Source organism: Variovorax sp. 22077, from assembly GCF_052044195.1.
Lineage (GTDB): Bacteria > Pseudomonadota > Gammaproteobacteria > Burkholderiales > Burkholderiaceae_C > Variovorax > Variovorax atrisoli.
The window spans coordinates 215,174-239,760 of sequence record NZ_JBQEQC010000008.1; the positions used below are offsets into that span (position 1 = coordinate 215,174).

Consider the following 24,587-nt stretch of genomic DNA (forward strand, 5'->3'; position numbering starts at 1 on the left):
TTCAGCTTCGCTTGAAGTAGCTTTGCAGCACGACTTCGGTGTTCGGATCGAGCCCCCAGCCGCGGGCGGTATTCCTGAAATAGATGTCGTCCCCGCGCTGCATGTACTCGATGAGGTACTCGGGCTGGCGCGACACGCCAGTGACTCCAGGCGTGCCGGTGAAGGTGCCGAGCGGCACCGCGCCGGTGAAATTGCAAGTCGAGGGCGGAGACGCCTTCCAGCCGACACCGCCAATGGCCGCCGGCCACCAGGGCTCTGGATTGGTCTTCGACTTGGAGTTGCTGGCTGCGTAATAGGCCGCGGGGCTTTGGTCGCCGAAGCGGCACTGGCCACGCGGGCAGTCGGTGCCGAAGTTCGGCTCGCCGTAGGCCGACTTGATAGGACGGTCGTCGCCACGTGCGCAGGCTGCGCCCTCCACGTCGGCTGCAAGGGAGATGTCTCGCTCCGCATCGCGCAGGGCAGCCTCTGCCGCCTGCCTGGCGACCTCCATGTCGAGCACATTGCGCGCGACGTGCTCGCCGAACATCACGCGCCGCACGGCGAAGGCGGCAGCGCCCGACAGGATCAGGATGAACACCAGCACCACGACCATGGCGAGTCCGCGTTCGGCGGCAGGGTAGCGCGGGATCTTCAAAATGTCCTCGTGAGGTTGTTGCGGACGCCGAAGATGCGGGTCTGCTGCTTGTAGACGGCGCGATCCGAATCGGTGAACGAGACGGAGGTGCCGTCGCAGTCCACATAGCTTCCGCCGGATGTCTGCCTCACGGAGGCGTCGAGCGTCCTGGTCATCACGCACACCTGGACGGCGACGACGCGCTGCCATCCCGTCTTGCTCTCCCCGTTGATGGTGGCGACCGAAAGACGGTTGACTTCCGTTGCCGTGAAGAAACGCGCAGGCGCTTCGAGCGTATTGGCCTCGGAGACGCCGTAGCGGAACCTCAGCTGGGTGACGCCCGGCACAATGGGCTGATAAGGCTTGGTGTTGGGTCCGTTGCCGGCGCAGCGGAAGCTGCGCGTCGAGATGGACCGGCCGTCCTGCTGATAGGTGTAGCTCGCGCCGAGGCCGTAGACGTTGCTGATGAACAGCGGCAGCGCGACGGTGCCCGTGCCTTTCGCACCGCTGCCAGCGCGAGCCTCGTTGTACTTCGTTCCACTGAACTCGGCGAGCTCCACGTCCTGGCGCAGGCAGTCCTTTCTCGTGCCCACGCCTTCGGTCTCGAAGTTGTCGGCAGAGAAGTAGTTGACGACGAGCGAATCGGGCTCTCCGTCCTTGACTGCAGGGCAAGTACCCTTCTCCACGTCGAACAGCCCCGAGCTGCATCCGAAGATGCCCTGGTCGAAGGCGTGGGCCGAGGCCGAGACGATGTTCGAATAGGCACCCTGGAACCTGGGGGATTCGCTGGAGACGGGAAAGCTGGCGGGATAGAAGCCCGCGTTCTTCAGGTCGCGGCCGATGATGTCCAGCACGACGCTCGCGGCCTCCTGCTGCTGCGCGCTGGCGTCGATGGCCCTTGAGGCTCGTGTCGTCGAGATGAACAGGTAGCCCGCTGCGGCAACGAGCAGCAACCCGATCACGATGGCTACCAGCAGTTCGACCAGCGTGAGGCCGCGCGACCTGCAAGCACGGCTTTTCATGGAAGGACCCTCGCGGTATAGCAGCGCACGCCAGCCGGTGCCTTCGCTCCCTCGGGGCAGCAGAAACGTGCGGAGCCCGTTTGCAGGTCCTCCTTTTTCCTGGTGCAAGCGGCCTGCTCCAGGGCGTTACCCTTCTCATCTACAGCGCCTTTGTCGAACCACATGACGCTGACGTCGAACCCGGCGCGGACATCCCCGGTGACGTAGCCGGCGCCCCCCGGCAACGCGGCGCGCAGGATGTTCTTCCAGCGGGCGAGGTCGAAGACGGCCAGCTCCGCCGGTGTGCAGACAGCGCTCGCGCAATCCTTTGCTGGTTCGGTGGCCACCTCGGCGACCTGCTCCGAATAGGCGTCGGTCAGCAGATAGCCCTTGCCCTCCACGCCGACACCTGCGACGACACCCGAATATCCATTCGCTCCGGGCGCGTTGACGCGGATCCTCTCGGACAGGTCGTCGATCACGGCCGAGACGTTCAGTCGGGCCTCATTGCCAGTCTGGTACTTCAGCGCGACGGCCAGCAGGCTCGCGATGGCAACCAGCCCGAGCGAAAAGACCAGGAGAGCGACCAGCGCCTCGATCAGCGCCACACCCGATTGACGAGCGCGAAACATCATCCGTCCCCCGCCTAGTTCTGGTTGCTGTCGTTGCAGCTGATGCCGCCGACGTTGCCGACGCGGGCGCGTCCCATCATGTCCAGGCACATGACCTTGGTGGCGGAGCCGCCTGCGGGCGCGAGATCCAGCGCCTGCTGTCCGGCAAGACTCGATCGGCCTCGCGCGTCGAACCGCAGTGTCGCGACCTTGCCGGTGGGCGCGGTCAGCGTGGGGCCGCCCGTCTTGCCGATGTAGAACTTCAGCAGCCGCGCAGTGTCATCGGTCGCGACGCTGTCGCACTTGGGATTGGAGAAGACGATCCAGCCGCCGCTCCATTCGCGCCCTCTTTGGGTACAGACCGGATCCGCGACCGTGATGTCCGCGGGAGCGCAGACGGTGACGCACTTGTTCGTCGCGATGGCCTCGGAGCGCGCGAAGCCGATGGCCATGGCGAATTCGTTGCCGAGCGTCGCGGCAGCAGAGCTCCTCTGCATCGCGACGAAGCTGGGCACGGCCAGCGAAAGCAGGATGCCCATCATCGTGACGACGACGACGAGTTCGATGAGCGTGAAGCCGCTGGAATGAAACGCCTTGCGCTTCATGAGCATGGTTGGAGTCCTCCCTCGCAACGCTTGTGTCTATATGTGTTTTTCGATGCTAAATGAGTTTGAAAGTATTAAAGATGCCGCTTGTCAGCCGCGCGCGACCGTTCGACGACTGGAGCTCATGCGGGCGAAGGCCGTAGAAAAAGTCACGCTCGTACCGCGAAGCCGGGCGCTCGCGCTCGATGCCAATGGCCAGCTCGCACGAGCGGCCTGCCGATCCACTTCTGTTGCTCTACTGCGGCGGCGGCAGCTGTGCCGGGTCGCGATCGGCTTCTTTCAGCCAGCGGGCGAATTCCTGCGGATAGACCTCGCTGAAACGCTCCGCCTGCGCCCTCGCTTCAGCGTCGCGCCCGAGCAGCCGGGCGCTCTCGATCAGCTTGATGATGACGCGCGGCTCCGGCGAGAAATGGATCACCCGCTGCGCGAGCGAGTGCATTTCGGCGGCGTTGGCGGGTGTCACGGCGACCAGCGTCAACTCCGCGAACTCGGCCTGGCGCGTGAACAGCCAGGTTCCACGCACCTTGGCGAGCGTGTCTTCCTGGTAAGCCGGGAGCCGTTCGTCAGGTGGCAGATAGATCTGGCTGACGCGGATGTAGTCCCAGCCCGCGAGCCCCACGATCGCCAGCATCGCGACCGCTGCCAGCGACGACAGCGCAGGCCATATCGCAGATATCGCAGAACGCCCCTTGCCCGGCCAGAGCATGCCGAGGCACAGGCCGAACACCAGCTGGAACGGGCCATACCAGAGCGGATACTCGAGCAGGCTGTGCAGCACGTTCGCTCCCAGCATGCCCCAGGCCATCAGGCGGGCGGGGTCCCGTTCGCGCCAGGGCCGCGCGGCAATCACCATCCAGAGAAAGCCGCCACAGATCAGCACGGCGGCGGGAATGCCCAGTTCCACCGCCAGGTGCAGCGGGAGGTTGTGGGCGTTGTCGAGGATCTCGACGAAGCGGGCGCCGTCGTACCGAGTGCTGTAGTGGGCGAAGCTGAGTTCGCCCCACCCCCAGCCGGTCCAAGGGTGCTGGGCGATCAGCGTGAGCACGTTGCGCCACAGGATCAGGCGGCTGTGGTCCTGGGGGGCGCCTGTGTGCAGGCGTTGGAGCATGCTTTCGACTGCGCCTTCGCCGCCGCCGGCCAATTGGGGGAGGAGCCAGGCGATGGCGAAGTAGAGGGGGATGGTGGCGAGGAGGAGCCCTGGAGGCGGAAGCCGACCGGACGTTCCGGCTCTTTCGGGGGACGCCGAGCTGCGTTCCCGTCGCGAGATGAAAGCCGCCACCCCGAAGATGCACAACAGTTGCAGCAACCCCGTACGGGATGTCGAGGCGCCTGCGGCCACCAGAAGGAGCAGCGCTGAAGCGATCAACCAACGCCGAACGCTTGCCGAGGGTCGCGTCGCGTAAAGCCACAGGGCAGCCACGCAAGCCATGCTGATCAGCGTTGCGAACTGGTTGCGCTGGCGAAGGTTGGCGTACGCCTGCCCGACAGGGGGAGAGTTGGTCCAGGGAGACAGCCATTCAGCCTTGCCGTAGTACTGCAGAAGGCCAAGGACGGCACTGATCAGGCCCGCAGCCAGGATTCCCCACGCCAATGAGGAAGCTGCTCCGCCGGAACCAGCCATGCGCGCTCCCACTAGCGCCGCAACCCCGACGCCCCCCACTGCGACGCAGGCGACCACCCAGCTGCCCGGCCCGTCGCCACGGAACAGCGCGATGCATCCTGCGCAGATCGCGAGCCAGCAGAGAACGCGAGCAGGAGAAGACCCGGAATTGGCGTTGCTCAGCAGCAGGAGTGCTGCGCAGGTCCACGAACAAAGCAACTGCCATACATGCACCGACGGACCGGCAACCAAAGGGAACAGGAAAGGAATGGCGATCAGTGCCGAACTGAGGAAAGGCATCAGACGAATTGGGCAGGCAGGCAGTCGCTGCCCGCCAGATATTTACAAATGTTTCCAAACGGTCGGGCACAGCCGACAAACGGCACGGGCTTCGAGAGGAGGTTTCGGCATCATCCTTGTTCACATTCGGCCACATTTAGGTGCGTTTGTTCACAAATTGCCGTCCGGTGCTACATCGATGCCCTCCGCTATCCGACAAGTCCGAAATCTCCGCCGCGCCGCCGCAGGCTTCACTCTCATCGAGTTGATGATCGTGGTGGCGGTGATCGGCATCCTGGCGGCCGTCGCCTATCCCTCCTATAGAGACTACGTCCTGCGTGGCCAGATCGCCGAAGGCACGGCCGGCCTGATGAGCCTGCAGGCCGACATGGAACGCCACTACCAGAATCACCGCACCTTCGCGACGATCTCCGGCGGCGCCGCGACGCCTTGCTCCACGGCGCCCAATGCGGGGAAGTTCGCCCTCTCGTGCGACGGCACGCCCGACGCTACCAGTTACACCATTCAGGCCACGGGCCTGGGCTTCACCTTCAAGGTCACCAACCAGAACGTGCGCTCGACCACCGCCAGCGCCTGGGGCCCCACCTGCAATTCCGCGTGGATCCTCAAGAAGGGCCAGGCATGCTGAATGTCGGCCTCGGCCACCTCAGTCGGCGTCGTGCCACGATGGGCTTCACTCTCATCGAACTGATGGTCACCATCTCCGTGCTGGCTGTCATGCTGGGCATTGCTGCGCCGCTACTGATCGATTTCGTGCGCAACAACAAGGTGCGCGCCGTCGCCAACACGCTCCAGAACGGCCTGCGCACGGCACAAACCGAGGCCATGCGCCGCAACCAGCAAGTCGTGTTCATTCTCACCAACGCCACGCCCTCGGGCGATACACCCGTTGCGGCGGCGATCAACGGCAAGCATTGGGCCGCGTACACGGTTGTTCCCGACGGCTCCAGCGAAAGCATGGCGCTGCTCGACACCGGCGTCATCGACGATGTCGGTTCCGAGGTTGCCATCACCGGCCCAGCCGTACTGTGCTTCAGCAGCCTGGGGCGCCTGAAATACAACAGCGCGCCTGGCATCACCGGCAAATCGTGCGAACTGCCTTCGGGCGGCCCCGCGCAAATCTATGGCGTGGCGCTCACTGGGGCCACGCGCAGCCTGCGCGTATTGGTCAACGTGGGCGGGCAAGTCCGCATGTGCGACCCGAGCAAGACCTTCGACGCCACGACCACACCCGATGGCTGCCCGGCCTGACAGGCCCACGGCACCTCATCCGAGAACACCATGACACCCGCCTCCCCGTCCCGCCGCTCCCAGCACGGCGTCGCCATGATCGAAGTGCTGGTCGCAGTCCTGATCCTTTCCTTCGGCGTGCTCGGCCTCATCGGCTTGCAGGCCCGTGCCATCAACGTCGCCAACGATGCCGAAGACCGCAACCAGGCCGCCCTGCTTGCCGACGAGATCATCGCCGCGATGTGGATCAATCGCTCGACCACCGTAGCCGACGACGACGTCACGGCCTGGGACACCACGGTGGGCAGCCGGCTGCCCAATGGCGATGGCACCGTCACCGCCGTGCCGGGCGACGCCACCCTCTCGGGGAGTGCTGCCGACGTTGCCATCACCTGGAAGCAGCCCTCCAGAAAGAGCGCCGACGAAGGCGGCACCCTCAGCACCCGAGCCTATCTCCCGGTGGTTCCCGTTCCCTGATCGGCAGCCCATGATGCAGCCCGCCCCCACTCCCGTTTTCGCAACACACCGCCTGCGCGAGGCCGGCCTGACCCTGGTCGAACTGCTGGTCGCGCTGGCCATCGGCCTCCTCGTGGTCCTGGTCGTCACCACGATGATCGTCGTCGGCCGCCAGCACGAGCGCGTGACCACCGGCTTCAACGACATGACCCAGGGCGGCGCTTATGCCGCCACCGTCATCGACCGCGCCCTGCGCAACGCCGGCTCCGGCTTCATGCAGGGCTGGAATGCATCCGACGGCACAGGCGCGGACACCAACGGCGCCCTGGGCTGCAAGCTGAATGCGAAGCGCGGAGCCACCGCCGTGCTGCCCCGCGCGAGTGTGCTGCCAGCGCCCTTTGCCGGCTTCCTGGGCGGCGCCGCGGGCCAGGCCAAGCTGGGTGCGACACCCGTGCTCATCGGCCAGGGCCAGTCGGCCGGCGGCTCCGACATCCTGATGGTCGTGGCTGGCAGCGCCGGCATCGGCGGCGTGGGCAGAGAGGTCCGGGCCAACCTCTCGGGGAGCCAGATCGAACTCGACAACACTCTGGGCTTCCAGCCGGGCGACGTGCTGCTCGTCAGCGCCAGCACCGGCACGCCCAGCGAATGCGTGATCACACAGGTGGCTTCGGATTTCAGCGCCTTCCCGGCCAACGCCACGCCTTCCAAGCTGCTCGATATCGGCGGCACCTATGTGGGCGACACAAGCAAGCTCGGCACGGTGATCGGCGCCGGTCTCGCGGAGCGCGGCAGCTTCATCTCCGGCATGGGCAAGGCCAGCGATCTGCGCCTGGACCTGTTCGGCGTGGGCACCGACCACGTTCTGTACCGCGGCGACCTCCTGCAGACCAGCGGCGCCGACACGCCCGAGGCCGTGGCCGAAGGCGTGGTCGCGCTGCGCGCCGTCTATCGCGTGGACAACAACATCAGCACCGGCAACTTCGCTACGACAAGCCTGAGCTGGCAGGCACCCACCGGCACCTACGCCCCCGCGACCCTGCTGGCCGAAAGCCCGCCCGAGCACCTTCGCCGCATCGTCGGCGTGCGTGTCAGCCTGCTGCTGCGCAGCGGCGCGCGCCAGCCGCAGCTCGCGGCCGATGCGGAATACACGCTGCTCAAAAGCCTGCCTGGCGAAAGCACCGTCACGCTTTCCGATGCCGACCGCCACTACGCGCACCGCGTGGTCGAAACCACGATCCCCCTGCGCAACGCACTCATGCCCTGACCGGGCCGCTTCCGTCCTGCCATGAACTTCACCGTCATCAGCCCCCTCTCCCGTGCCCGGCGCAACGAGCGCGGCGCCGCCCTGCTGGTCGCCCTGGTGGTGCTCGTCGTCCTGCTGGCCAGCGGCGTGGCCGTCATGCGCTCGATGAACAGCTCGCTCGCCGGCGCAGGCAACCTCGCCTTCCGCCGCGATCTGGTCAACCAGGCCGAACAGGCCATCGCCAAGGCTGTGAAGGTCAGCTATCCCGCCAGTGCCAGCAAGGACAACAACTACAGCGCCGTGCCCCTCGCAACCAATGCCCAGGGCATTCCCCTTGCACTGCTCGACGACACGCGATTCGCCGCCGTCGGCAAGACCACGAACGACCTCACCGGTGCTACCAACGACGTGAAGATCCGCTACGTCGTCGAACGCCTGTGCATCAACGACACACAGACCGCCGAACTGCAGGGCAAGGAAGGCTGCGCCACCCCACTGAGCAACCCGGCCGGCGGCAGCGCCCAGTTGCGCCCCGGCGGCAGTACCGGCCTGGCCTACGTGACCGAGCCCATCTACCGCGTCAGTGCGCGCGTCCTTGGCCCGCGCAACACGCGGGTGTTCATCCAGAGCACCTTCACCAAGCCAGAAACCGATTGATCCGCCCCCGCGCCGGACGCCCCGCCATGACAAGCCGAACCCTCACCTCGAAGCGCGCCGTTGCCGTGGCGCTGATGATCACATTGCCCTGGCAGGGCGTGGCCCATGCCGCCGCGCTGGCCGACCAACCTGTCTTTGCCAGCGCCACCGTGCCCGGCAACCTGGCGCTGACGCTGTCAGTGGAATGGCCCACAGCCTCCCGCACAGCGCACACCGACAACTATGCGCCCACCACCCGATTCCTGGGCTACTTCGATCCGGAGAAGTGCTACACCTACCAGTACAACGCCGCGCCTAACGACACGAACACCGGGGACACGAGCTCCTTCCGGCCCGCCGGCTTGGCCACCAACCGCACCTGCTCCGGCAAATGGAGCGGCAACTTCCTGAACTGGGCCGCCACGGCCACCATCGACCCCTTCCGCTGGGCCATGACGGGCGGACGCCGCGTCGTCGATACCGAGACGGAAACCATTCTTGAAAAAGGCTGGCACTCGGGCCAGGGCCTGTTCGGTGACCGTTCTCTTCCTTCGGCCTATATCGCCGGGGCAACACCCTTTGCCAGCGCAACGAACTTCCGCATCCGGGTCAACGGCATGGGTTTTCGCATGCGCTTTTCGCAGCAAACCCAGCGACTGTTCACGGTCAAGTACTGGAACGGCACCGCTCTCAGCGGCAATGCGAACCTGACCAGTCCGTTATATACAGACAACAATGTCAGCGCGAACCAGGTCTGGTCCGGATCCCCTAGGGCAAACATCGACGCGGACAAGTTCTCAACACAGTTCACAGGAACCTTCGTCGCGCCAGCGACGGGAAACTACAAGTTCAAGCTCCAGCACGACGATGGCGCGCGGCTTTATGTGGACACGACTGGCAGCAGCAACTTCACCAACGCCAACAGGCGGATCAACAACGCCACCTACACCGACGCAACCAACGCAGATGTCACAAGCGACATCGCTCTTACGGCGGGGCAGTCGTTTTCAGTCCGGATCGACCAGTGGGACAACACGGGCGGTGCCAGCGTCGTCTTGTCATGGCAGCTCCCAAATGCCACCGCCTACACAAGTTTCTCGGAGCCACTGGACGACGGCGCCGCATTCAGCACCGTGGAGGCCATGACAAGCGCAAACGCCTCCTACGATCTCACGATGCGCACGAAGGTCTGCGACCCTTCCGCAGCAGCGGGCGGCGTCGAGACCAACTGCAAGCAGTACACGAACGGCTGGAAGCCCGAGGGGCTGGTGCAGAAATACGCGAACGACATCCGCTTCAGCGCCTTCGGCTACCTGAACGATGACAATGAACTGCGCGATGGCGGCGTGATGCGTGCCCGCCAGAAATTCGTGGGGCCCACCAAACCGATGCCGGGCCAGGCCGCAGTCACCAACGCCGCCGCTGAATGGAATGCCACCACGGGTGTTTTCATCCGCAACCCGGACAGCGACGACGCCCGCAGCACCGGCGTGAGCGACAGCGGCGTGATGAACTACCTCAACAAGTTCGGTCAGCTCTCGCCCGGCCAGTACAAGAGTTACGACCCCGTCAACGAGCTTTACTACGCCGCGCTGCGCTACTTCAGCAATCAGGGCAACGTGGCTTCATGGTCGGACATCTCGAGCGGCAACGCGGCTCAAAAGGCCCGGTGGACGGACGGCTTCCCCATCATCGGCACGTGGGATGACCCGATCCTGTATTCCTGCCAGCGCAACTTTGTGCTCGGCATCGGCGATATCTATACCCACCGGGACAAAAACGTGCCCGGCAACACGCTCACGGACCACGAGCCCGCCATGCCGACGGCGGTGTCCGGGGACCGGCTGTTCGATGCCCCGAGGTCCACCGGAAACGCCAAGGTGCTGCAGGGCATGGGTGCTGGGCTGGGCGCCAGCGGCGATGCCGTGAGCGGCGGCGCCAGCCGTTACTCGACCGATTACATGGCGGGCCTGGCCTTCGAGGCCAACACCAAGGATCTGCGCTCCGACCTCGCTGGCGCACAGACAGTGCAGACCTACTGGGTGGACGTGCTGGAACAATCCTTCTCACGCAACAACAAGTTCTATCTGGCCGCGAAGTTCGGCGGGCTCAAGCAAAGCAAGCTCAAGGAAGCGGGACTGATCGACGCGACGGGGGCGATCAACTTCGACCCGTACACCTACGCCGGCACCATTCCGCTGGATTGGTGGTCCACCAATGGCGAGATCCTGACCGACACACGCAACAACTCGACCTGGGCACGCCCCGACAACTACTTCGCCGCCGGCAAGCCCGACACCATGGTTTCGGGCCTGACCCAAGCCTTCGCCAGCATCGCCAGCAACATCAAGAACTACACCACCTCGCTGTCGCTTTCCACTGCGCAGCCATCGGTGACGGGCGACGTCTCGTATTCCGCGCAATACGACTCCTCCAACTGGAGCGGCGTGGTCAGCGCGCGAGGCATCACCTTCAACGCAGATGGCGTGCCCACCGTGGCCAGCACGCCGAGCTGGACGACCCGCACTACGCTGGAAAACCAGCTGGGCACCGCCGCCACCTCCACCGGCTGGGACAGCAGCCGCCGCGTGGCGACCTGGAATCCCGAGGCCAACAACGGGGCCGGCGGCGGGGTGCCGTTCCGGCTCGCCAGCCTCAGCAACGCGCAGAAGCTCGCACTCGACACCACCTACGTCAGCGGCGACGACAGCGCGAACTATGTGAAGTGGCTGCGCGGCGACAGCAGCCTGGAAGGCAACGGCTACCGCGCGCGCTCCACGGCGGGAGCCACGGGCCTGGAACGCAATCGCCTGGGCGACATCGTCAACTCCCGCGTCACAACCGTGGGCGCGCCCAGTGCCCGTCTTGCCGACACCAGCAACCCCGGCTACAGCACCTTCAAAGAGGCGAACAAGAACCGGCCATTGACGCTGTACGTCGGCGCCAACGACGGCATGCTGCACGCTTTCAAGGGCGGCACCGCGACCGGCGCGGGCCAGGAACTCTTCGCCTATGTGCCGAGCGTGCTGTTCAACAAGGACCCGAGCGACACCGCAGCCACGGACGGCCTGCTGGCCCAACTCGGCCGGCCTCAGTACGCCCACCGCAACTATGTGGATGCAACGGCGCTGGCGTTCGACATCGACCTGGCGCGCGCCGGCCGCGCGCCCCAGACCAGTGACACTGCCACCAGCCCCGCGCCCAACTGGCACTCGGTGCTGATCGGCGGGCTGGGCAAGGGCGGGCGCACCTACTACGCCCTGGACATCACCGACCCCACGGCCATGAGCGCCAGCGAAACCGGCACCACGGGCCTGGCCAGCAAGGTGCTGTGGGAATTCCCCAAGCGCAGCCAACTGCCAGTAGCAGCTGGCGGCACCTGCACCACTGACTGCGTGGACATGGGCTACACCTTCGGCAATCCGGTGGTGGTCAAGACCAAGAAGTACGGCTGGGTTGTCATCTTCGGCTCCGGCTACAACAACACTGACGGCAAGGGCCATCTTTTCATCGTCAACCCAGCCAACGGCGCGCTCCTGGAGCAGATGAGCACTGGTACCGTGGCCTCCAACGGCATGGCGCATCCGGCAGCCTACGTGCAGGACTACACAGACTTCACGGCCGACGCCGTCTACGTCGGCGACCTGAACGGACAACTCTGGCGCTTCGACATCAACGGCACCGGCAGCTACCCCGCCCCCACCAAGATCGCGCAACTTGCAGACGGCAGCGGTGCCGCTCAGCCCATCACCACCCAGCCGCTGATCCAAGTCCACCCCAAGCTGCGCGAGCGCTACGTGCTGGTGGGCACCGGCCGGCTGCTGGACAGCACGGACATCGCCAGTGGCCAGATGCAAAGCTTCTACGGCATCGCCGATGGCGGCATGGGCCTGGGCGCCTTTGCTGCGAAGGCCGGAGATGGCCAGGACTTCCCCGCCACGCGCGCGCGGATGGTCAACGTGACGCCGCCGGACGACGGCTCCGCCATTCCCGCCGTCACCAGCACAGCGGGCTGGTACGTCAACCTGGGCGTCGACGGCACGGGCACAAACGCCGTGAACTGGCGCGTGATCAGCCCTTACACGGCCTTCAGCAGCAGCGTGGCCTTTTCGACCACCCTGCCCACGGGAGATGCCTGCAACCCCTCGGGCAAGAGCCGCGTCTACGCGATGGACTTCGGCTCCGGCAGGACCAAGCTGGTGGACGCCAATGGGAACAACTTGAGCTATATCAGCGTAGAAGGCGTCGTAACCGACCTGAATTTCATCCGCGTGGGCGGCAAGACCCGGCTGATCTACGGAACCAGCAAGGGCGACGCCGGCAAGGCGCCGGGCGACTTCGACGAGCGTGTGCTCCGGAAGCTGCTGAACTGGCGGGAAATATCACTGGAATAGGGATCGCGGAAAGGGCGCGGCGCATGTGGGCTGCTGAACTGGCGGGAAGTGGAGCGGGCTTGTGCGCCCTGCGGAAGTCATGAAAAATCGGACTGCGGTGCGCCCAACTCGCGCAGTTGACTATCGAATTAATAGCGAAAGATTTTCGATGGGCGTCTTTGCGATATCTTGAAACTGGAGGTATCGCGATGAACAAATGCCGGCCGAAAGCAGTTGGTATAGGTCCGTCCTGAGCAATCCGGCTTCACCGGATGCAAGACGACCGGTCGTGGTGGACCGCATCAGCGCAGCCGATATCTTCCCAAGAGGTAGGCCAAGGAGGCACAAAGAAGTCGCAGCTTCGCCAGGATCAGGCGCAGGTTGTGGCCGGCGCCGCACATCACCGCATGCAGCGCGTCGTCCAAGGCACCCTTGAGCGGATTGCGCCCAAGACGCCCATCCATCTTCATGTGCTCGATCGCCCGCTCGATGGCACCGCGCCAATGAATCGTCACCCTGAGCGTTGGGTAATGCCCCGCTTATGGCCCGAGCGCAGGATGTGCGCCCCTTCGATTTGCGCGCCCTTGTCCACGATCGCCGTGGATAGCTCGCACTCAGCAAGGATGCTCGCTTGTTCGAGAGTCTTGGCCAGCGTGTGGCCGTCGTGTCGATTGCCCGGCATGCTCCGCATGCCCGCCACTAGGTCTTCCCTCAAGGTCGTCGCAATGCTCCCCTTCACGCCGAACTCGCAGAGCGTTCGGCCTTGCCTTGGAGATGCACTCGACATGGGAACATGCAAGGCATACGGCTTATTCTTGTCCTTCGCTGAGCGAGGATGCGCGCCGTGCGAGTGAGCAAGTCGCTGACTTTGGTTCGTACCTGCTCGGGCAGCGCGCCAAGTTGGGACACGCCACCTCGCGCGGCACCCGCCCCACGCGCATGCGGAGTGTGCGAACGGCGCGGCGCATGCGCTTGAACTGCTTGGCACGGGCATGGCGCCCAATCTGCGCGACCAGCCTCGGAGCGATGCGCGTGTAGCTCTGGCGCAGGTTCAGGCCCTGTTCTTCGGCGGCCTTCTCCAGGTATTGGCGGCTCCCTGCAACAGCCGGCTGTCGGTGGAGTGCGCAATTGCCTTGGACGTCGCGGTCGTGTCGACAAGGCCACGGTCCCCGCTGGAGGCCTTCCCGACGCCGAGGCACCGGACTGCGTCGCAGTCACCATCAAGAGCGGCTTCACGCCCTTCGCCGCCGATGCGCTTCCACCGCGTGTGAGGCTGCTCGGGTCATTGATTTGAATCTGACCCTTAGTTTTCCAAGATTTGTCCGCGGCCGATTGGAATCGGACCCCAAAATTTTCTTGTTATACCGCCTGAAGCCTAAGTCGATTCATTCTAGATAGCGGTTAGCAGGCAATTTAGGGCATTTAAAATTAGCATATTTTATTTGCGATTCAATTTCCCCAATCTGTCCGATATAGGTTGGAAAGAGCACCCTGTAGCCGGTCATATATATCGCGCCATGATCAGTGTACAAACCGGATGCCGTATTGAAATAGGAACGGATATACTCGTCATTGTGATGAATTGTCACCCCCCTGTTGGGAGCGAATGATTCAGGACACGCATCCTCAATCATATTGAAAACACTGTCATTCAAACGACTTCTATTTGCCGCCTCCATTTTTTGCGATGCGGATGTTTCAACAAGCTTACAGAAGGCAAATACATAGGCCTCCTCAACATTAGGCTCTAGCGACCAAGCGTGAGTCTTCTTATTAAAAGGCAAGCGCCCATACTCACACGCAGATGCGGAAGACGCGGATTCGATCCTCATTCCATAGGGGGCCAATTTTTCATTCAATATCTTCACTCTAGCCAAGGAAATTTCCACTTTATCCTCGGAGCCAAATTGCCCAATAGCATAGAGTACATAGAGATTGGCACGATATTTCTCAACCAAGGAAATCAACCGCGCCGGCATTTCACTGCCATTTGCTACCGTATGCATTCCGTTGATCGTCGCCATCCCCGATCCCGGATGAAGAGATGGAGCAATTGCCGAAAACGATAGCGTATCCATCGAAATTATTCCAGCGGGCCGCTCCGTAATTGCGTGGGGCAATTGAAAATTAAGCCACGCCTCTTCCCACGCCACCGGGGACCATCGGGAAGCTCCGTGAGCAAGATGAATGTAGGCTTGCAAAGAAAGCAGCACAGCTAGAGTCACGCGAGCAAATTTGACGCCGCCGACGTAGACCGCAGCCAAACTAAGTAGTGGCCCCAAAAGAAGCCAAAGTGAAAATGCATACCGTCCAATGCGGGATGTGACACCCCAAAGCAGGAATGCGAAGATGGCAAAAAAGACTACGCTAACTGCGGGCGTCCAAAAATTGGCGAGCGAGAATCTCTGCAAGAAACTCTGGGCCGGTGTATGCGAGCCGTTTAAAGTTGATGAAAAAAAGCGCCATAGCCCCAGACAAATACTGGCCGCGGCAAGTAACACCAACGCCGAAGGACGAATATCCGGAGATACGGCTTCGCTATATATCCAACTCTGCACACGAAGCATATCGAATGGCAGAAGAAAAAGCCCCGACAACCCACTCCCGAGAAAACGAAAGTCACGGTTATTCACAAAGGGAAATTCCGGGGCCCTAAATATTGCGTTAAAAAATGGAAATACAGGGCTCCCAAACTCTTGCCATAGTCTAACCGACCAGAATCCGTGAACGATAGCAAAAGCCAATGCAGCGCCGACCCCATATCCAATCAATTCTTTTGCAAGACGGCCAAACAAAATACGACGTTCAAGTACAGCTCTAACCACGAAGAAGGCCGCAAATGCGACGGCAAAAGTGCCGCTTGTCAGTTTTATTCCGGCTGCAACTCCCGAGCAAAGCCCTACAAGAATAGATTGCCGCCAAAAATCCAAGTCGCGTTGCAACAAGATGCGCAGGGCTAGAAGAATAAAAATCGAACCATATGGATCGTTAAAAGAAGAGCCATTCGCCTGCAAATAGGGCGGAGCGATCATCGCCAACAAACACGCCATATAAATCGGCGCGCGAACGTCTTCATCTCGCTCAGATAGCAGCTTTTCCGCAATACTTCCAATTACCACTATATTAAAAAACTGGAAGGTGGAAAGGATCAATCCTATTAGAAGGGCCGGCCACCCCCATTTGACCATTAAATAAAATGGCACATACGCAACAGGATTCAAATAAGACTGAATGCTGCCCGCAAAATAGTCTTGGCTCCAACGCCCCTCCAGCAACAGCGAGGGCCCATAAAAATGGTAATTCAGTAGATCCCAGTTGTAATCTTTCCCCGCAAGATAGCAGAAAGTCAGATTCAACGCATACAACGTAGCCCAGTGCCAAGTTGAGAGTCGATTTCGCATATTTTTTCGGAAAAAGAAAAGGCCCCGACGGGGCCTTTAATTTTTGAGCGTCTGATTACTGACCGCGGCAGGATCCCGGCAGGTATTTGGCGTTAATAGCCGTGCCCGAGGTACCGGGACCGCAGACCCATTTGAAAATAGTCTTACCGGTGTCAGTGTTGGTGAGTGCAGTAGTTGCGTCAGCATAAGGAGTCATCGTGATCGTCTTGCTTGCTGCATCCTTCAGATCGGTAGCGGCCGATGTCGTGATAGTGACAACACCAGTATTCGTAGTGTCCACAGAAGCAACGTACTTGGTCGAACCGCTCGATTCGCAACCCCAGGCTCCAGCAGCCGGGAGGGTCGAGCCAACCGCGCTTTGCACCGTCTCGGTAATGCTGGTACGGCACGACGAGCCAGCCAGAATCGCTTCAGACACCTTGGCGCGGATGGTGTAGTCCTGATAAGCCGGCAAAGCCACAGCAGCCAAAATACCAATGATCGCCACAACGATCATCAATTCGATAAGGGTGAAACCCTTTTGCACGTTGCGTGCGATGGAACGACGGTTCATTCACTAACTCCAGGTAGGTTGGTTGTTACGCCCGGGAACCTGCCCGGAGCGAGGTACCTTCCGCAGCATCTGTGCCACCCGCTTGGGGCGCCTTTCCCGTACCGGACGTGTCACCTCTGACCACATTGGAGTTACACCGTGTGACACAACTTGCCTAAAGATGCTACACGCGGTGACAAATTTGTCATGCCAACGCGTCACTGACCGGTAGTCAGAAAGTCAGGACGCCATCCACCTTCAGCCAGCGAATGTCCCGTTGCGCCATGCCTGCCGCCTGCTCGACCACCAGGGCTTCGATCTGGCTCATGATCTCGTCGGTTTCGGCGGGCTTGGTGTGGGTGATGTAGATCGGGTACTGCTTGCCCGGGGCGATACGGGCCAGCTCGCCAGCCAGGAGTGGGGGCGACAGGTGCAGGCTGCGCTCCGCCAGCGCCTGCTCGCGGCTGCTGAATGCGGTTTCGATGACCAGCATCGCCACGTCGAGTTCGTTCACACGTTCCCAGAAGGGCGCGTTGCGCTCGGTGTCGCCGCTGAACACCCAGTGGGCTCTTCGCTCGGCCGGCCGCACGGCGAAGCCGCAGGCCGGCACGGTATGGACTGCGGGCAGCACCTCGACCACCTTGGGCTCGCGGCTTCCCAGCGGCAGCTGCTGGCCCACGGCGATGTCATGGAAGCTCACGAACGGCGCCTGCGGGCTGGGAATGCTCTCGAAGTCGGGCCAGATGACGTTGTTGAAGATGTGAACGCGCAGCGCGTCGATGGTGTCCCTGAGCGCATGCACGCGCAGCGGCTGCGAGCGGCGGCCGCCGACGGCGTCGACCATCAGGGGGAGTGCGGCGATGTGGTCGAGGTGGCTGTGCGTGAGCACGACGTCGTCGATGCCGACCATCTCGTCGAGCGTGAGGTCTCCGACGCCCGTGCCCGCATCGACGAGCAGGTCCGTGTCGACCAGGAACGAGGTGGTGCGGCAGTCTTTGGCGATGGCGCCCGAGCAACCCAGCACACGAACCTGCATTGTGAAAGACCCCTTTGATGCGTCTGTCGTCATTTGGTCTCGAACCGGGTTGCGCCGTCCCAGTTCGGGTCTTGCGGTCGCAACGCCATCGAGGCTAAACGCTGGGCGTAGAGCTGGTAAAGGACTTTTTTCGCATCCGCGGCGAGCAGGGGCGCCAGCAAGTTTCGGCCCATGGCCCAGTCCTGCCGGCGATATGCGGCGAGGACTACGCTCCATCGTTCGAGCATCTGCTGCGCCTGCTGCAGCGCCTCGGGGGTGCCCGCGGCGAGAGGCGTAAAAACGGAAACGGCTTGCGCTTTTCCCTTGACCCGCACGCTGTCGAGCTCCTGCCAGACGAAGCCCGGCGCGAGTTCGCGCGTCGCGCCGCTGGCGACCACTTCGACGCCGTAGTGCCCGCTCAGGCCCTCGAGGCGCGATGCGAGGTTGACCGCATCGCCGACCACCGTGTAGCTGCGGCGCGCCGCCGAGCCCATGTCGCCCACGCTCATCACGCCGCTGTTGATGCCGATGCCCACGCTGATCTCGGGCCGGCCGCTCGCGCGATGGATGCGGTTGATGTCGTGCACGGCTTCGGCCATGTCGAGCGCGGCGCGCACGGCGAGCGTGGCGTGGTCCGGCGTGTCGACGGGTGCGCCCCAGAAGGCCATGACGCAGTCGCCCATGTACTTGTCGACGGTGCCGCGGTGGGCGCTGATCACGTCGGTGAGCCGGCTGAAGACGGTATTGAGAAAGCCCTGCAGCTCGGCCGGCGCCATCTGCTCCGACAGGCGCGTGAAGTCGCGCATGTCGCAAAACATCACGGTCATGGGCTTGCTCTCGGCGCGCATGCTGTAGCGGTCGGGCTGCGCCATCATCTCGTCGACCAGCTGGGGCGGCACGTAGGTGCCGAAGAGCCGCACGAGGCCGCGCCGGGCGCGCGACTCGAAGAAGTAGCCCCAGCTCATGTTGAACGCGAACGCCAGGGCCGCCATCGCCAGCGCCGAGCCGAGCGGCAGCACGAGGCTGTAGCCCGTGTAGAGCCATACGTTCATCCCGATCAGCGCCGCCATCGCGCCGACGGCCAGCAGCATGGCGCGCGATGCGGACAGCAGCGACATCCCGAAGGCGAGCAGGAGCCCCGTCAGCACGACGAGCAGCACCTCGTAGCCGGGGGCGTAGTCGGGCACGCTGAGCAGGCGCCGCTCGAGCAGTGCCGAGACGATGTTCGCGTGCACCTCCACGCCCGGGAACGCGGCCTCGGCGGGCGTGGCGCGCAGGTCCTGCAGCCCCGGGGCGGTGGCTCCCACGAGCACGATCTTGTCCTTCAGCTCGCCGGGGGCGAGGCGTCCTTCGAGCACGTCGGCGGCGGGTACGTAGCGGAACGATCCGCCGTCCGCACCGCCCTGGCCGCGGAACGGCACCTGCATGCTGCCGGTGGCGTCGACCGGGATGCGCAGCCGCCCCACCCTCAGCGATTCGAGCTGGGGCGTGCTTCCGCCGCCGGGCGCGAAGGTGGGTTGCACCGGCGGCGATCCGTTCGCGAGCCGGTACACCGCAAGCCCCAGCGATTCGTAGTAGCCCGGCTGTGCCTTGTCGCCGTCGTAGCGGGCGATGAGCGGCACGCTGCGGATGACGCCGTCGCCGTTGATGTCGACCAGGGTGTTCAGGAAGCCCGCGACGGGTGCCGCCTTCGCAAGCTCCGGCAGGCTGGCGCCGAAGCCGTTCCAGCCCGTGGCGTAGGCAGCGCCCTGGGGGAAGGCACCGGCCGGAAGTAGGGGCGCCGCGGGCAGCTGTCCCTTCGCGCTCGGCGGCTCGGTGCGCGTGAAGTAGTAGCCCAGCGCCACCCGCCGGCCGCTCAGCGCGGCGGCAAGCGTGGCGTCATGGTCGAGCGAGGGCGCGAGCCGCTCGATCTCGGCGGCCAGGCCCGGCGTCCTGGCCAGCGGGCCGCTCGCGAGCTGCCGCAGCCTGTCGAGGCCCGAGCTGCGGTCGGGCTCCAGGAACATGACGTCGAAGCCCAGCACGGCCGCCTGCTGGCGGTCGAACAGCTCGGTGGCCAGGGCCGCGATCCTGTCGCGCGGCCACGGCCACTGGCCCTGGCGCGCGAGGCTGGCGTCGTCGACATCGACGATCACCACCCGTGCGTCGGGCGTGCCCGGCATGGTGGCGCGCAGGCGGATGTCGTAGATCAGCTGGTCGAGGCGCTCCAGCGCGGTCAGCCGCCAGGCGCCCGTGGCGTGCGCCAGCGCGAACAGCACCGGCAGCAGCGTGATGACGATGCGCGGCCAGTGCCGCCGCAGTTCTTCTCTCACGGCATGCGGTCCGTGAAGGCCGGCCCCTGGAGAGCCAGAAACGGGAGCGGCTCAGATGCGCACGAACTGCATGCGCGTGGCATTGCCCAGCTCGAGCACGTCGCGCTCCTGCAGCGCGACGGCCTCCGACCCCAGCTGCAGTCCATTGAGCGTGACGTTGCCTTCGACGCCGGCGGCCACGTAGCCCTGGCGTCGCCGCGTGACCACGGCCACCGCGACGCCGGGCTTGCCGACCGTGGTGACGACCTTCTGCAGCGCGACGTCCTGTCCTTCGTTGACGCCGGAGAGCACGCGCAGCACCGGAATGCCGAGTTCGACCAGCGCGCCGGACTCCGTGGGCGCCGAAGACAGTGGCATGGCGCCCGACGGGTACTCGCCCGAGGCCGTGCGGATGGAGCCGGCGCCGGTGTCGAGGTTGCTGCGGGCGCGGAAGTGGATGCGGCAGCCTCCGACCTCGATGACATCGTTGTCCTTGAGCGCCTGCCGCTGGACGGCGAGCGCGTTGACGTAGGTGCCGTTGGTGCTGTTGAGATCTTCAATTTCAACTTCGCCGCCAGTCATGTGCAGCACGGCGTGCTCGCCGCTGACCGCCAGATTGTCGATCACGATGTCGTTGTAGGCACGGCGTCCCAGCGTCGTGCGCTCCTTGGCGAGCGCCACCTGCCCGATGACAACGCCATCGACCGAAATGATCATCTTCGGCATTGCCGACTCCCCGAATCCAAAGCATGAATGACGATGGCGGGCAGACTGCCTGGCTGCCCGCGGAACCTGCCAGCGGCCCTAGCGCGGCGCTTCCGCGACGCTCGCCCTGGCCAGGACGACGGAGATGTTGTCCCGTCCGCCATTGTCATTGGCAATTGCAACCAAAAGTGATGCTTTTTTCTGAAGCCCGACATCGTGTTCTAGAAGCGTGAAAAGCTGCTCATCGGAAACCATCTCGCTGAGCCCGTCGGAGCAAAGCATATAGAGATCGCCCGGTCTTGCGCTGTGCTCATGCATTTCCAGCAAGACTTGGGCCTCGACCCCGACGGCGCGCGTCACGAGGTTGCGGGTGGGGGAATTCAGCGCCTCCTCGGCCGTGATGGCGCCGGCGTCCAGCTGCTGCTGGCGCAGGGAATGGTCCCGGGTGAGCAGCTCCAGCTTGCCGTTGCGCAGGCGGTAGCAGCGCGAATCGCCGATGTGACCGACCACTACCCGTTGCGGCCGGAACGCCGCCAGGACCAGGGTCGTCCCCATGCCTTGCAGTTCGGGGTTGGTGGTGCCTTCGTGCAGGATCGCGCTGTTGGCCTCGTCGGTGGCCGCCTGCAGGGCCCGCCTGACCACGCGGGCCGGCGCCTGCATTCCCGCGTGGGCGAACCAGCGGCCGAAGCTGGCGTGCAGCAGCGAGACGGCCATGGCGCTGGCCACCTCGCCGCCCTTGTAGCCGCCCATGCCGTCGGCCAGCAGGGCCAGGCCCAGGGCGGGATCGACGTGCACCGCGTCTTCGTTGTGGGCGCGCATCCGCCCGACGTCGGTCAGGGAGGCGAACTCCCAGGTCAGCGAAGGGCGGGTGGAAAAAAGGGAGACGCCGACACTCGCCATGGTCTGTCAGCGCCGCTTTCTCTTGGACTCAGTGCTGCGCAGCGGCGTGCGCACGTCGCTGCATGAGGCGGCCGACGGCCACGACGAACACCGCACCGGCAGCCGCAGCCGCGTAGTGCAACCAGGGGTTGGCCGCCAGCGTGTCGCGCAGGATGGCGTCCTGGGCGATGGTCTCGCCGCCGACCCAGCCGATCAGGGCGGCGCCCAGCATGACGATGATCGGGAAACGTTCCATGAGCTTGATCATGAGCGTGCTGCCGAAAATCACCAAGGGAATACTGATCGCCAGGCCAAGAATCAGCAGCACCATGCTGCCCTGTGCCGCGGCCGCCACGGCGATCACGTTGTCCAGGCTCATCACCAGGTCGGCCAGCAGGATGGTGCGCACGGCCGCCATCATGCTGCCGTATTCCTTGGACTCGCCCTCGCCGTCGTCGTCTTCGCTCAGCAGCTGCAGGCCGATCCACAGCAGCAGCATGCCGCCGATGATCTGCAGGTAAGGCAGGGCGAGCAGCTTGGCCGCCACCACCGTGAGCACGATCCGCAGCACCACGGCCGCGCCCGAGCCGAAGAGCACGGCCTTTTGCTGCTGCGCGGGCGGCAGCGAGCGCGCCGCCATGGCGATCACCACCGCGTTGTCGCCCGACAGGATGATGTTGATCCAGATGATCTTGAGCAGACCTATCCAGAAATCGGTGCTTTGAAGAAATTCCATGTCTCTGATCCCACTGTGTTTTATTGAAAAAAGCGCCCGCAAGCCAGTGCGGGCGCTTTCTTGTTTCTGCGTGGTCCTCTCATGACCCGGCTCTGCGGCCGGTGTCGCGGAGCCGTCTCTTTACAGCTTGGCCTTGAGCAGCTTGGCCAGTTCCGAGAAGTTGCGCGTCACGGTGAAGCCGCATTCTTCCATGATGGACAGCTTGGCTTCGGCCGTGTCGGCGCCGCCCGAGATCAGCGCGCCGGCGTGGCCCATGCGCTTGCCGGGAGGCGCGGTGACACCGGCGATGAAGCCGACGACCGGCTTCTTCATGTTGTCCTTGCACCAGCGGGCAGCGTCGGCCTCGTCGGGGCCGCCGATCTCGCCGATCATGATCACGGCGTCGGTGTCCGGATCGTCGTTGAAGGCCTTCATCACGTCGATGTGCTTCAGGCCGTTGATCGGGTCGCCGCCGATGCCGACAGCCGAGGACTGGCCCAGGCCGATCTCGGTCAGCTGAGCCACGGCTTCGTAGGTCAGCGTGCCGGAGCGCGAGACCACGCCGATGCGGCCCTTGCGGTGGATGTGGCCGGGCATGATGCCGATCTTGATCTCGTCGGGCGTGATCAGGCCGGGGCAGTTCGGGCCCAGCAGCAGCGTCTTCTTGCCGCCGGCGGCTTCCTTGGCCTTCATCTTGTTGCGCACTTCGAGCATGTCGCGAACCGGGATGCCTTCGGTGATGCAGATCGCCATGTCGAGGTCGGCTTCAACGGCTTCCCAGATGGCGGCCGCGGCGCCTGCCGGCGGCACGTAGATCACCGACACGGTGGCGCCCGTCTGCTGGGCGGCTTCCTTGACCGAGCCGAAGATCGGGATGTTGAAGATCGACTCGCCGGCCTTCTTCGGGTTCACGCCGGCCACGAAGGCGTTCTTGCCGTTCGCGTATTCCTGGCACTTCTCGGTGTGGAACTGGCCGGTCTTGCCGGTGATGCCCTGCGTGATGACTTTGGTGTCTTTGTTGATGTAGATCGACATGACTTGTTCCTTAGGCCTTCTTGACTGCTGCCACGACCTTCTGGGCCGCTTCCGCCATGGTGTCGGCGCTGATGATCGGCAGGCCCGATTCGGCCAGCAGCTTCTTGCCTTCGACTTCGTTGGTGCCCTTCATGCGCACGACCAGCGGCACTTGCAGGTTCACGGCCTTGCAGGCTGCGATCACGCCGGTGGCGATGGTGTCGCACTTCATGATGCCGCCGAAGATGTTCACGAGGATGGCTTCCACGTTCTTGTTCTTCAGCATGATCTTGAAGGCCTCGGTGACCTTCTCGGGGGTGGCGCCGCCGCCCACGTCCAGGAAGTTGGCCGGCTCGCCACCGAACAGCTTGATGGTGTCCATGGTGGCCATGGCCAGGCCGGCACCGTTCACCAGGCAGCCGATGTTGCCGTCCAGCGAGATGTAGGCGAGGTCGAACTTCGAGGCTTCCACTTCGGCCGCGTCTTCCTCGTCGAGGTCGCGCAGGGCGACGATCTCGGGGTGGCGGAACAGCGCGTTGCTGTCGAAGTTGAACTTGGCGTCCAGGGCGATGATGTTGCCCTTGCTGTCACGGTTGAGCGGGTTGATCTCGACCAGCGAGGCGTCCGTCTCCATGTAGCAGGTGTAGAGCTTCTTGAAGATGTCCACGGCCTGGGCGGTGGAGTCGGCCGGGATGCCGATGCCGTCGGCGATCTGCTTGGCCTGTTCGTCGGTCAGGCCCTGGGCCGGGTCGGCGAACACGGTGATGATCTTCTCGGGCGAGGAGTGGGCCACTTCCTCGATGTCCATGCCGCCTTCGCTGGAAGCGATGAAGGCCACCTTCTGGGTGGCGCGGTCGGTCACGGCCGAGACGTAGTATTCCTTCTGGATGTCGGCGCCGTCCTCGATGTACAGGCGGCGGACCTTCTGGCCTTCGGGACCGGTCTGGTGGGTCTTGAGCTGCATGCCCAGGATCTCGCCGGCGAGCTTCTTGACGTCCTCGATGGACTTGGCGACCTTGACGCCGCCGCCCTTGCCGCGGCCACCCGCGTGGATCTGGGCCTTGACGACCCAGACCGGGCCACCAAGCTTCTGGGCGGCTTCAACCGCCTCCTGGACCGTGTAGGCCGGGATGCCGCGCGGCACCGGCACGCCGAACTTGGCAAGGATTTCCTTGCCTTGGTACTCGTGAATCTTCATGAGGGATGTCTCTCGGAAGGAGGAAGTTGAGAAATCGGGAGATCTGGGCTGGAGAGGGTCTATGCTCTGTTGTCCGCGGGCGACGGCAGCCTGACGGCTGGGGGCGGCGAACAACCGCGGACTGTATCATGGTGCGCCGCACCAATACTGAGAGTGTGGTTGCGGGCAATAC

General features: G+C 63.9%; 20 protein-coding genes and 1 pseudogene. 6 read left to right on the forward strand and 15 right to left on the reverse strand.

The window, feature by feature from the left end; all coding sequences use genetic code 11:
* Nucleotide 1: 1 nt before the first annotated feature.
* From ACTJLF_RS14325 to ACTJLF_RS14345, 5 genes are all read right to left on the reverse strand, one after another.
* Complete coding sequence (locus tag ACTJLF_RS14325; RefSeq protein WP_184606091.1) at nt 2-634, reverse strand: pilus assembly PilX family protein; 633 nt, start codon at nt 632-634, stop codon at nt 2-4.
* Nucleotides 631-1,635 carry a PilW family protein gene (locus tag ACTJLF_RS14330; protein ID WP_440883288.1) on the reverse strand — a complete coding sequence of 335 codons (1,005 nt, stop codon included), beginning with the start codon at nt 1,633-1,635 and terminating at the stop codon, nt 631-633. The genes ACTJLF_RS14325 and ACTJLF_RS14330 overlap by 4 nt, the downstream gene beginning before the upstream one ends.
* Nucleotides 1,632-2,249: a type IV pilus modification protein PilV gene (gene pilV, locus ACTJLF_RS14335; RefSeq protein WP_440883289.1), complete on the reverse strand. Its 618-nt coding sequence runs from the start codon at nt 2,247-2,249 to the stop codon at nt 1,632-1,634. The genes ACTJLF_RS14330 and pilV (ACTJLF_RS14335) overlap by 4 nt, the downstream gene beginning before the upstream one ends.
* 11 nt (nt 2,250-2,260) lie before the next feature.
* Nucleotides 2,261-2,836, reverse strand: a complete 576-nt coding sequence (locus ACTJLF_RS14340) for a GspH/FimT family pseudopilin (protein ID WP_440883290.1) — start codon at nt 2,834-2,836, stop codon at nt 2,261-2,263.
* 229 nt (nt 2,837-3,065) lie between these two features.
* Nucleotides 3,066-4,730: a PglL family O-oligosaccharyltransferase gene (locus ACTJLF_RS14345; protein ID WP_440883291.1), complete on the reverse strand. Its 1,665-nt coding sequence runs from the start codon at nt 4,728-4,730 to the stop codon at nt 3,066-3,068.
* A gap of 178 nt (nt 4,731-4,908) precedes the next feature.
* On the opposite strand from ACTJLF_RS14345, the gene ACTJLF_RS14350 reads away from it, so the two are divergent.
* Genes ACTJLF_RS14350 through ACTJLF_RS14375 form a run of 6 tightly spaced genes read left to right on the forward strand, consistent with a single transcriptional unit; the run spans nt 4,909 to nt 12,689 of the window.
* Nucleotides 4,909-5,358, forward strand: coding sequence for a type IV pilin protein (locus ACTJLF_RS14350; RefSeq protein ID WP_440883292.1), 450 nt, complete (start codon nt 4,909-4,911; stop codon nt 5,356-5,358).
* Nucleotides 5,352-5,981, forward strand: coding sequence for a pilus assembly FimT family protein (locus ACTJLF_RS14355; RefSeq protein ID WP_440883293.1), 630 nt, complete (start codon nt 5,352-5,354; stop codon nt 5,979-5,981). Before ACTJLF_RS14350 ends, ACTJLF_RS14355 begins: the two co-directional genes overlap by 7 nt.
* Nucleotides 5,982-6,011: 30 nt before the next feature.
* On the forward strand, nt 6,012-6,437 hold the full coding sequence (gene pilV / locus ACTJLF_RS14360; protein WP_440883294.1) for a type IV pilus modification protein PilV: 426 nt from the start codon (nt 6,012-6,014) through the stop codon (nt 6,435-6,437).
* Nucleotides 6,438-6,447: 10 nt separating this feature from the next.
* The gene (locus ACTJLF_RS14365) at nt 6,448-7,680 is read left to right on the forward strand and encodes a PilW family protein (protein ID WP_440883295.1); all 1,233 of its coding nucleotides are present in this window, start codon (nt 6,448-6,450) and stop codon (nt 7,678-7,680) included.
* A gap of 21 nt (nt 7,681-7,701) precedes the next feature.
* The gene (locus tag ACTJLF_RS14370; RefSeq protein ID WP_440883296.1) at nt 7,702-8,316 is read left to right on the forward strand and encodes a hypothetical protein; all 615 of its coding nucleotides are present in this window, start codon (nt 7,702-7,704) and stop codon (nt 8,314-8,316) included.
* Between the two features lie 26 nt (nt 8,317-8,342).
* Nucleotides 8,343-12,689: a PilC/PilY family type IV pilus protein gene (locus tag ACTJLF_RS14375; RefSeq protein WP_440883297.1), complete on the forward strand. Its 4,347-nt coding sequence runs from the start codon at nt 8,343-8,345 to the stop codon at nt 12,687-12,689.
* Nucleotides 12,690-12,970: 281 nt separating this feature from the next.
* Here the strand turns inward: ACTJLF_RS14375 and ACTJLF_RS14380 are convergent.
* The 10 genes and pseudogenes from ACTJLF_RS14380 to sucC all read right to left on the reverse strand — a co-directional run.
* A pseudogene (locus ACTJLF_RS14380) lies at nt 12,971-13,952 on the reverse strand (IS5/IS1182 family transposase); the annotation flags it as partial.
* A gap of 101 nt (nt 13,953-14,053) precedes the next feature.
* Nucleotides 14,054-16,024 carry a hypothetical protein gene (locus tag ACTJLF_RS14385; RefSeq protein WP_440883298.1) on the reverse strand — a complete coding sequence of 657 codons (1,971 nt, stop codon included), beginning with the start codon at nt 16,022-16,024 and terminating at the stop codon, nt 14,054-14,056.
* A gap of 100 nt (nt 16,025-16,124) precedes the next feature.
* Nucleotides 16,125-16,622, reverse strand: coding sequence for a pilin (locus ACTJLF_RS14390; RefSeq protein ID WP_440883299.1), 498 nt, complete (start codon nt 16,620-16,622; stop codon nt 16,125-16,127).
* Nucleotides 16,623-16,833: 211 nt separating this feature from the next.
* Entirely contained in the window at nt 16,834-17,637 is an 804-nt protein-coding gene (locus ACTJLF_RS14395) for a 3',5'-cyclic-nucleotide phosphodiesterase (protein WP_440883300.1), read from the reverse strand.
* Between the two features lie 29 nt (nt 17,638-17,666).
* Nucleotides 17,667-19,925, reverse strand: a complete 2,259-nt coding sequence (locus ACTJLF_RS14400; RefSeq protein ID WP_440883301.1) for a CHASE2 domain-containing protein — start codon at nt 19,923-19,925, stop codon at nt 17,667-17,669.
* 51 nt (nt 19,926-19,976) lie between these two features.
* Complete coding sequence (locus ACTJLF_RS14405) at nt 19,977-20,630, reverse strand: FHA domain-containing protein (RefSeq protein ID WP_019653825.1); 654 nt, start codon at nt 20,628-20,630, stop codon at nt 19,977-19,979.
* Between the two features lie 78 nt (nt 20,631-20,708).
* Nucleotides 20,709-21,509, reverse strand: a complete 801-nt coding sequence (locus tag ACTJLF_RS14410; protein ID WP_145759560.1) for a Stp1/IreP family PP2C-type Ser/Thr phosphatase — start codon at nt 21,507-21,509, stop codon at nt 20,709-20,711.
* A gap of 28 nt (nt 21,510-21,537) precedes the next feature.
* The gene (locus ACTJLF_RS14415; RefSeq protein WP_019653823.1) at nt 21,538-22,224 is read right to left on the reverse strand and encodes a TerC family protein; all 687 of its coding nucleotides are present in this window, start codon (nt 22,222-22,224) and stop codon (nt 21,538-21,540) included.
* 120 nt (nt 22,225-22,344) lie between these two features.
* Complete coding sequence (gene sucD, locus ACTJLF_RS14420) at nt 22,345-23,238, reverse strand: succinate--CoA ligase subunit alpha (protein WP_126021035.1); 894 nt, start codon at nt 23,236-23,238, stop codon at nt 22,345-22,347.
* A gap of 10 nt (nt 23,239-23,248) precedes the next feature.
* Entirely contained in the window at nt 23,249-24,415 is a 1,167-nt protein-coding gene (gene sucC, locus ACTJLF_RS14425) for an ADP-forming succinate--CoA ligase subunit beta (RefSeq protein WP_019653821.1), read from the reverse strand.
* Nucleotides 24,416-24,587: the final 172 nt, after the last annotated feature.

Bases quoted from the DNA above. Each gene is read 5' to 3' on its own strand.
- ACTJLF_RS14350 (WP_440883292.1), top strand. From the start codon at position 4,909: ATGCCCTCCGCTATCCGACAAGTCCGAAATCTCCGCCGCGCCGCCGCA.
- ACTJLF_RS14340 (WP_440883290.1), bottom strand. From the start codon at position 2,836: ATGCTCATGAAGCGCAAGGCGTTTCATTCCAGCGGCTTCACGCTCATC.
- sucD (WP_126021035.1), bottom strand. From the start codon at position 23,238: ATGTCGATCTACATCAACAAAGACACCAAAGTCATCACGCAGGGCATC.
- pilV (WP_440883294.1), top strand. From the start codon at position 6,012: ATGACACCCGCCTCCCCGTCCCGCCGCTCCCAGCACGGCGTCGCCATG.
- ACTJLF_RS14375 (WP_440883297.1), top strand. From the start codon at position 8,343: ATGACAAGCCGAACCCTCACCTCGAAGCGCGCCGTTGCCGTGGCGCTG.
- ACTJLF_RS14345 (WP_440883291.1), bottom strand. From the start codon at position 4,730: ATGCCTTTCCTCAGTTCGGCACTGATCGCCATTCCTTTCCTGTTCCCT.
- ACTJLF_RS14370 (WP_440883296.1), top strand. From the start codon at position 7,702: ATGAACTTCACCGTCATCAGCCCCCTCTCCCGTGCCCGGCGCAACGAG.
- sucC (WP_019653821.1), bottom strand. From the start codon at position 24,415: ATGAAGATTCACGAGTACCAAGGCAAGGAAATCCTTGCCAAGTTCGGC.
- ACTJLF_RS14390 (WP_440883299.1), bottom strand. From the start codon at position 16,622: ATGAACCGTCGTTCCATCGCACGCAACGTGCAAAAGGGTTTCACCCTT.
- ACTJLF_RS14410 (WP_145759560.1), bottom strand. From the start codon at position 21,509: ATGGCGAGTGTCGGCGTCTCCCTTTTTTCCACCCGCCCTTCGCTGACC.
- ACTJLF_RS14355 (WP_440883293.1), top strand. From the start codon at position 5,352: ATGCTGAATGTCGGCCTCGGCCACCTCAGTCGGCGTCGTGCCACGATG.
- ACTJLF_RS14330 (WP_440883288.1), bottom strand. From the start codon at position 1,635: ATGAAAAGCCGTGCTTGCAGGTCGCGCGGCCTCACGCTGGTCGAACTG.
- ACTJLF_RS14395 (WP_440883300.1), bottom strand. From the start codon at position 17,637: ATGCAGGTTCGTGTGCTGGGTTGCTCGGGCGCCATCGCCAAAGACTGC.
- ACTJLF_RS14405 (WP_019653825.1), bottom strand. From the start codon at position 20,630: ATGCCGAAGATGATCATTTCGGTCGATGGCGTTGTCATCGGGCAGGTG.
- pilV (WP_440883289.1), bottom strand. From the start codon at position 2,249: ATGATGTTTCGCGCTCGTCAATCGGGTGTGGCGCTGATCGAGGCGCTG.
- ACTJLF_RS14365 (WP_440883295.1), top strand. From the start codon at position 6,448: ATGATGCAGCCCGCCCCCACTCCCGTTTTCGCAACACACCGCCTGCGC.
- ACTJLF_RS14415 (WP_019653823.1), bottom strand. From the start codon at position 22,224: ATGGAATTTCTTCAAAGCACCGATTTCTGGATAGGTCTGCTCAAGATC.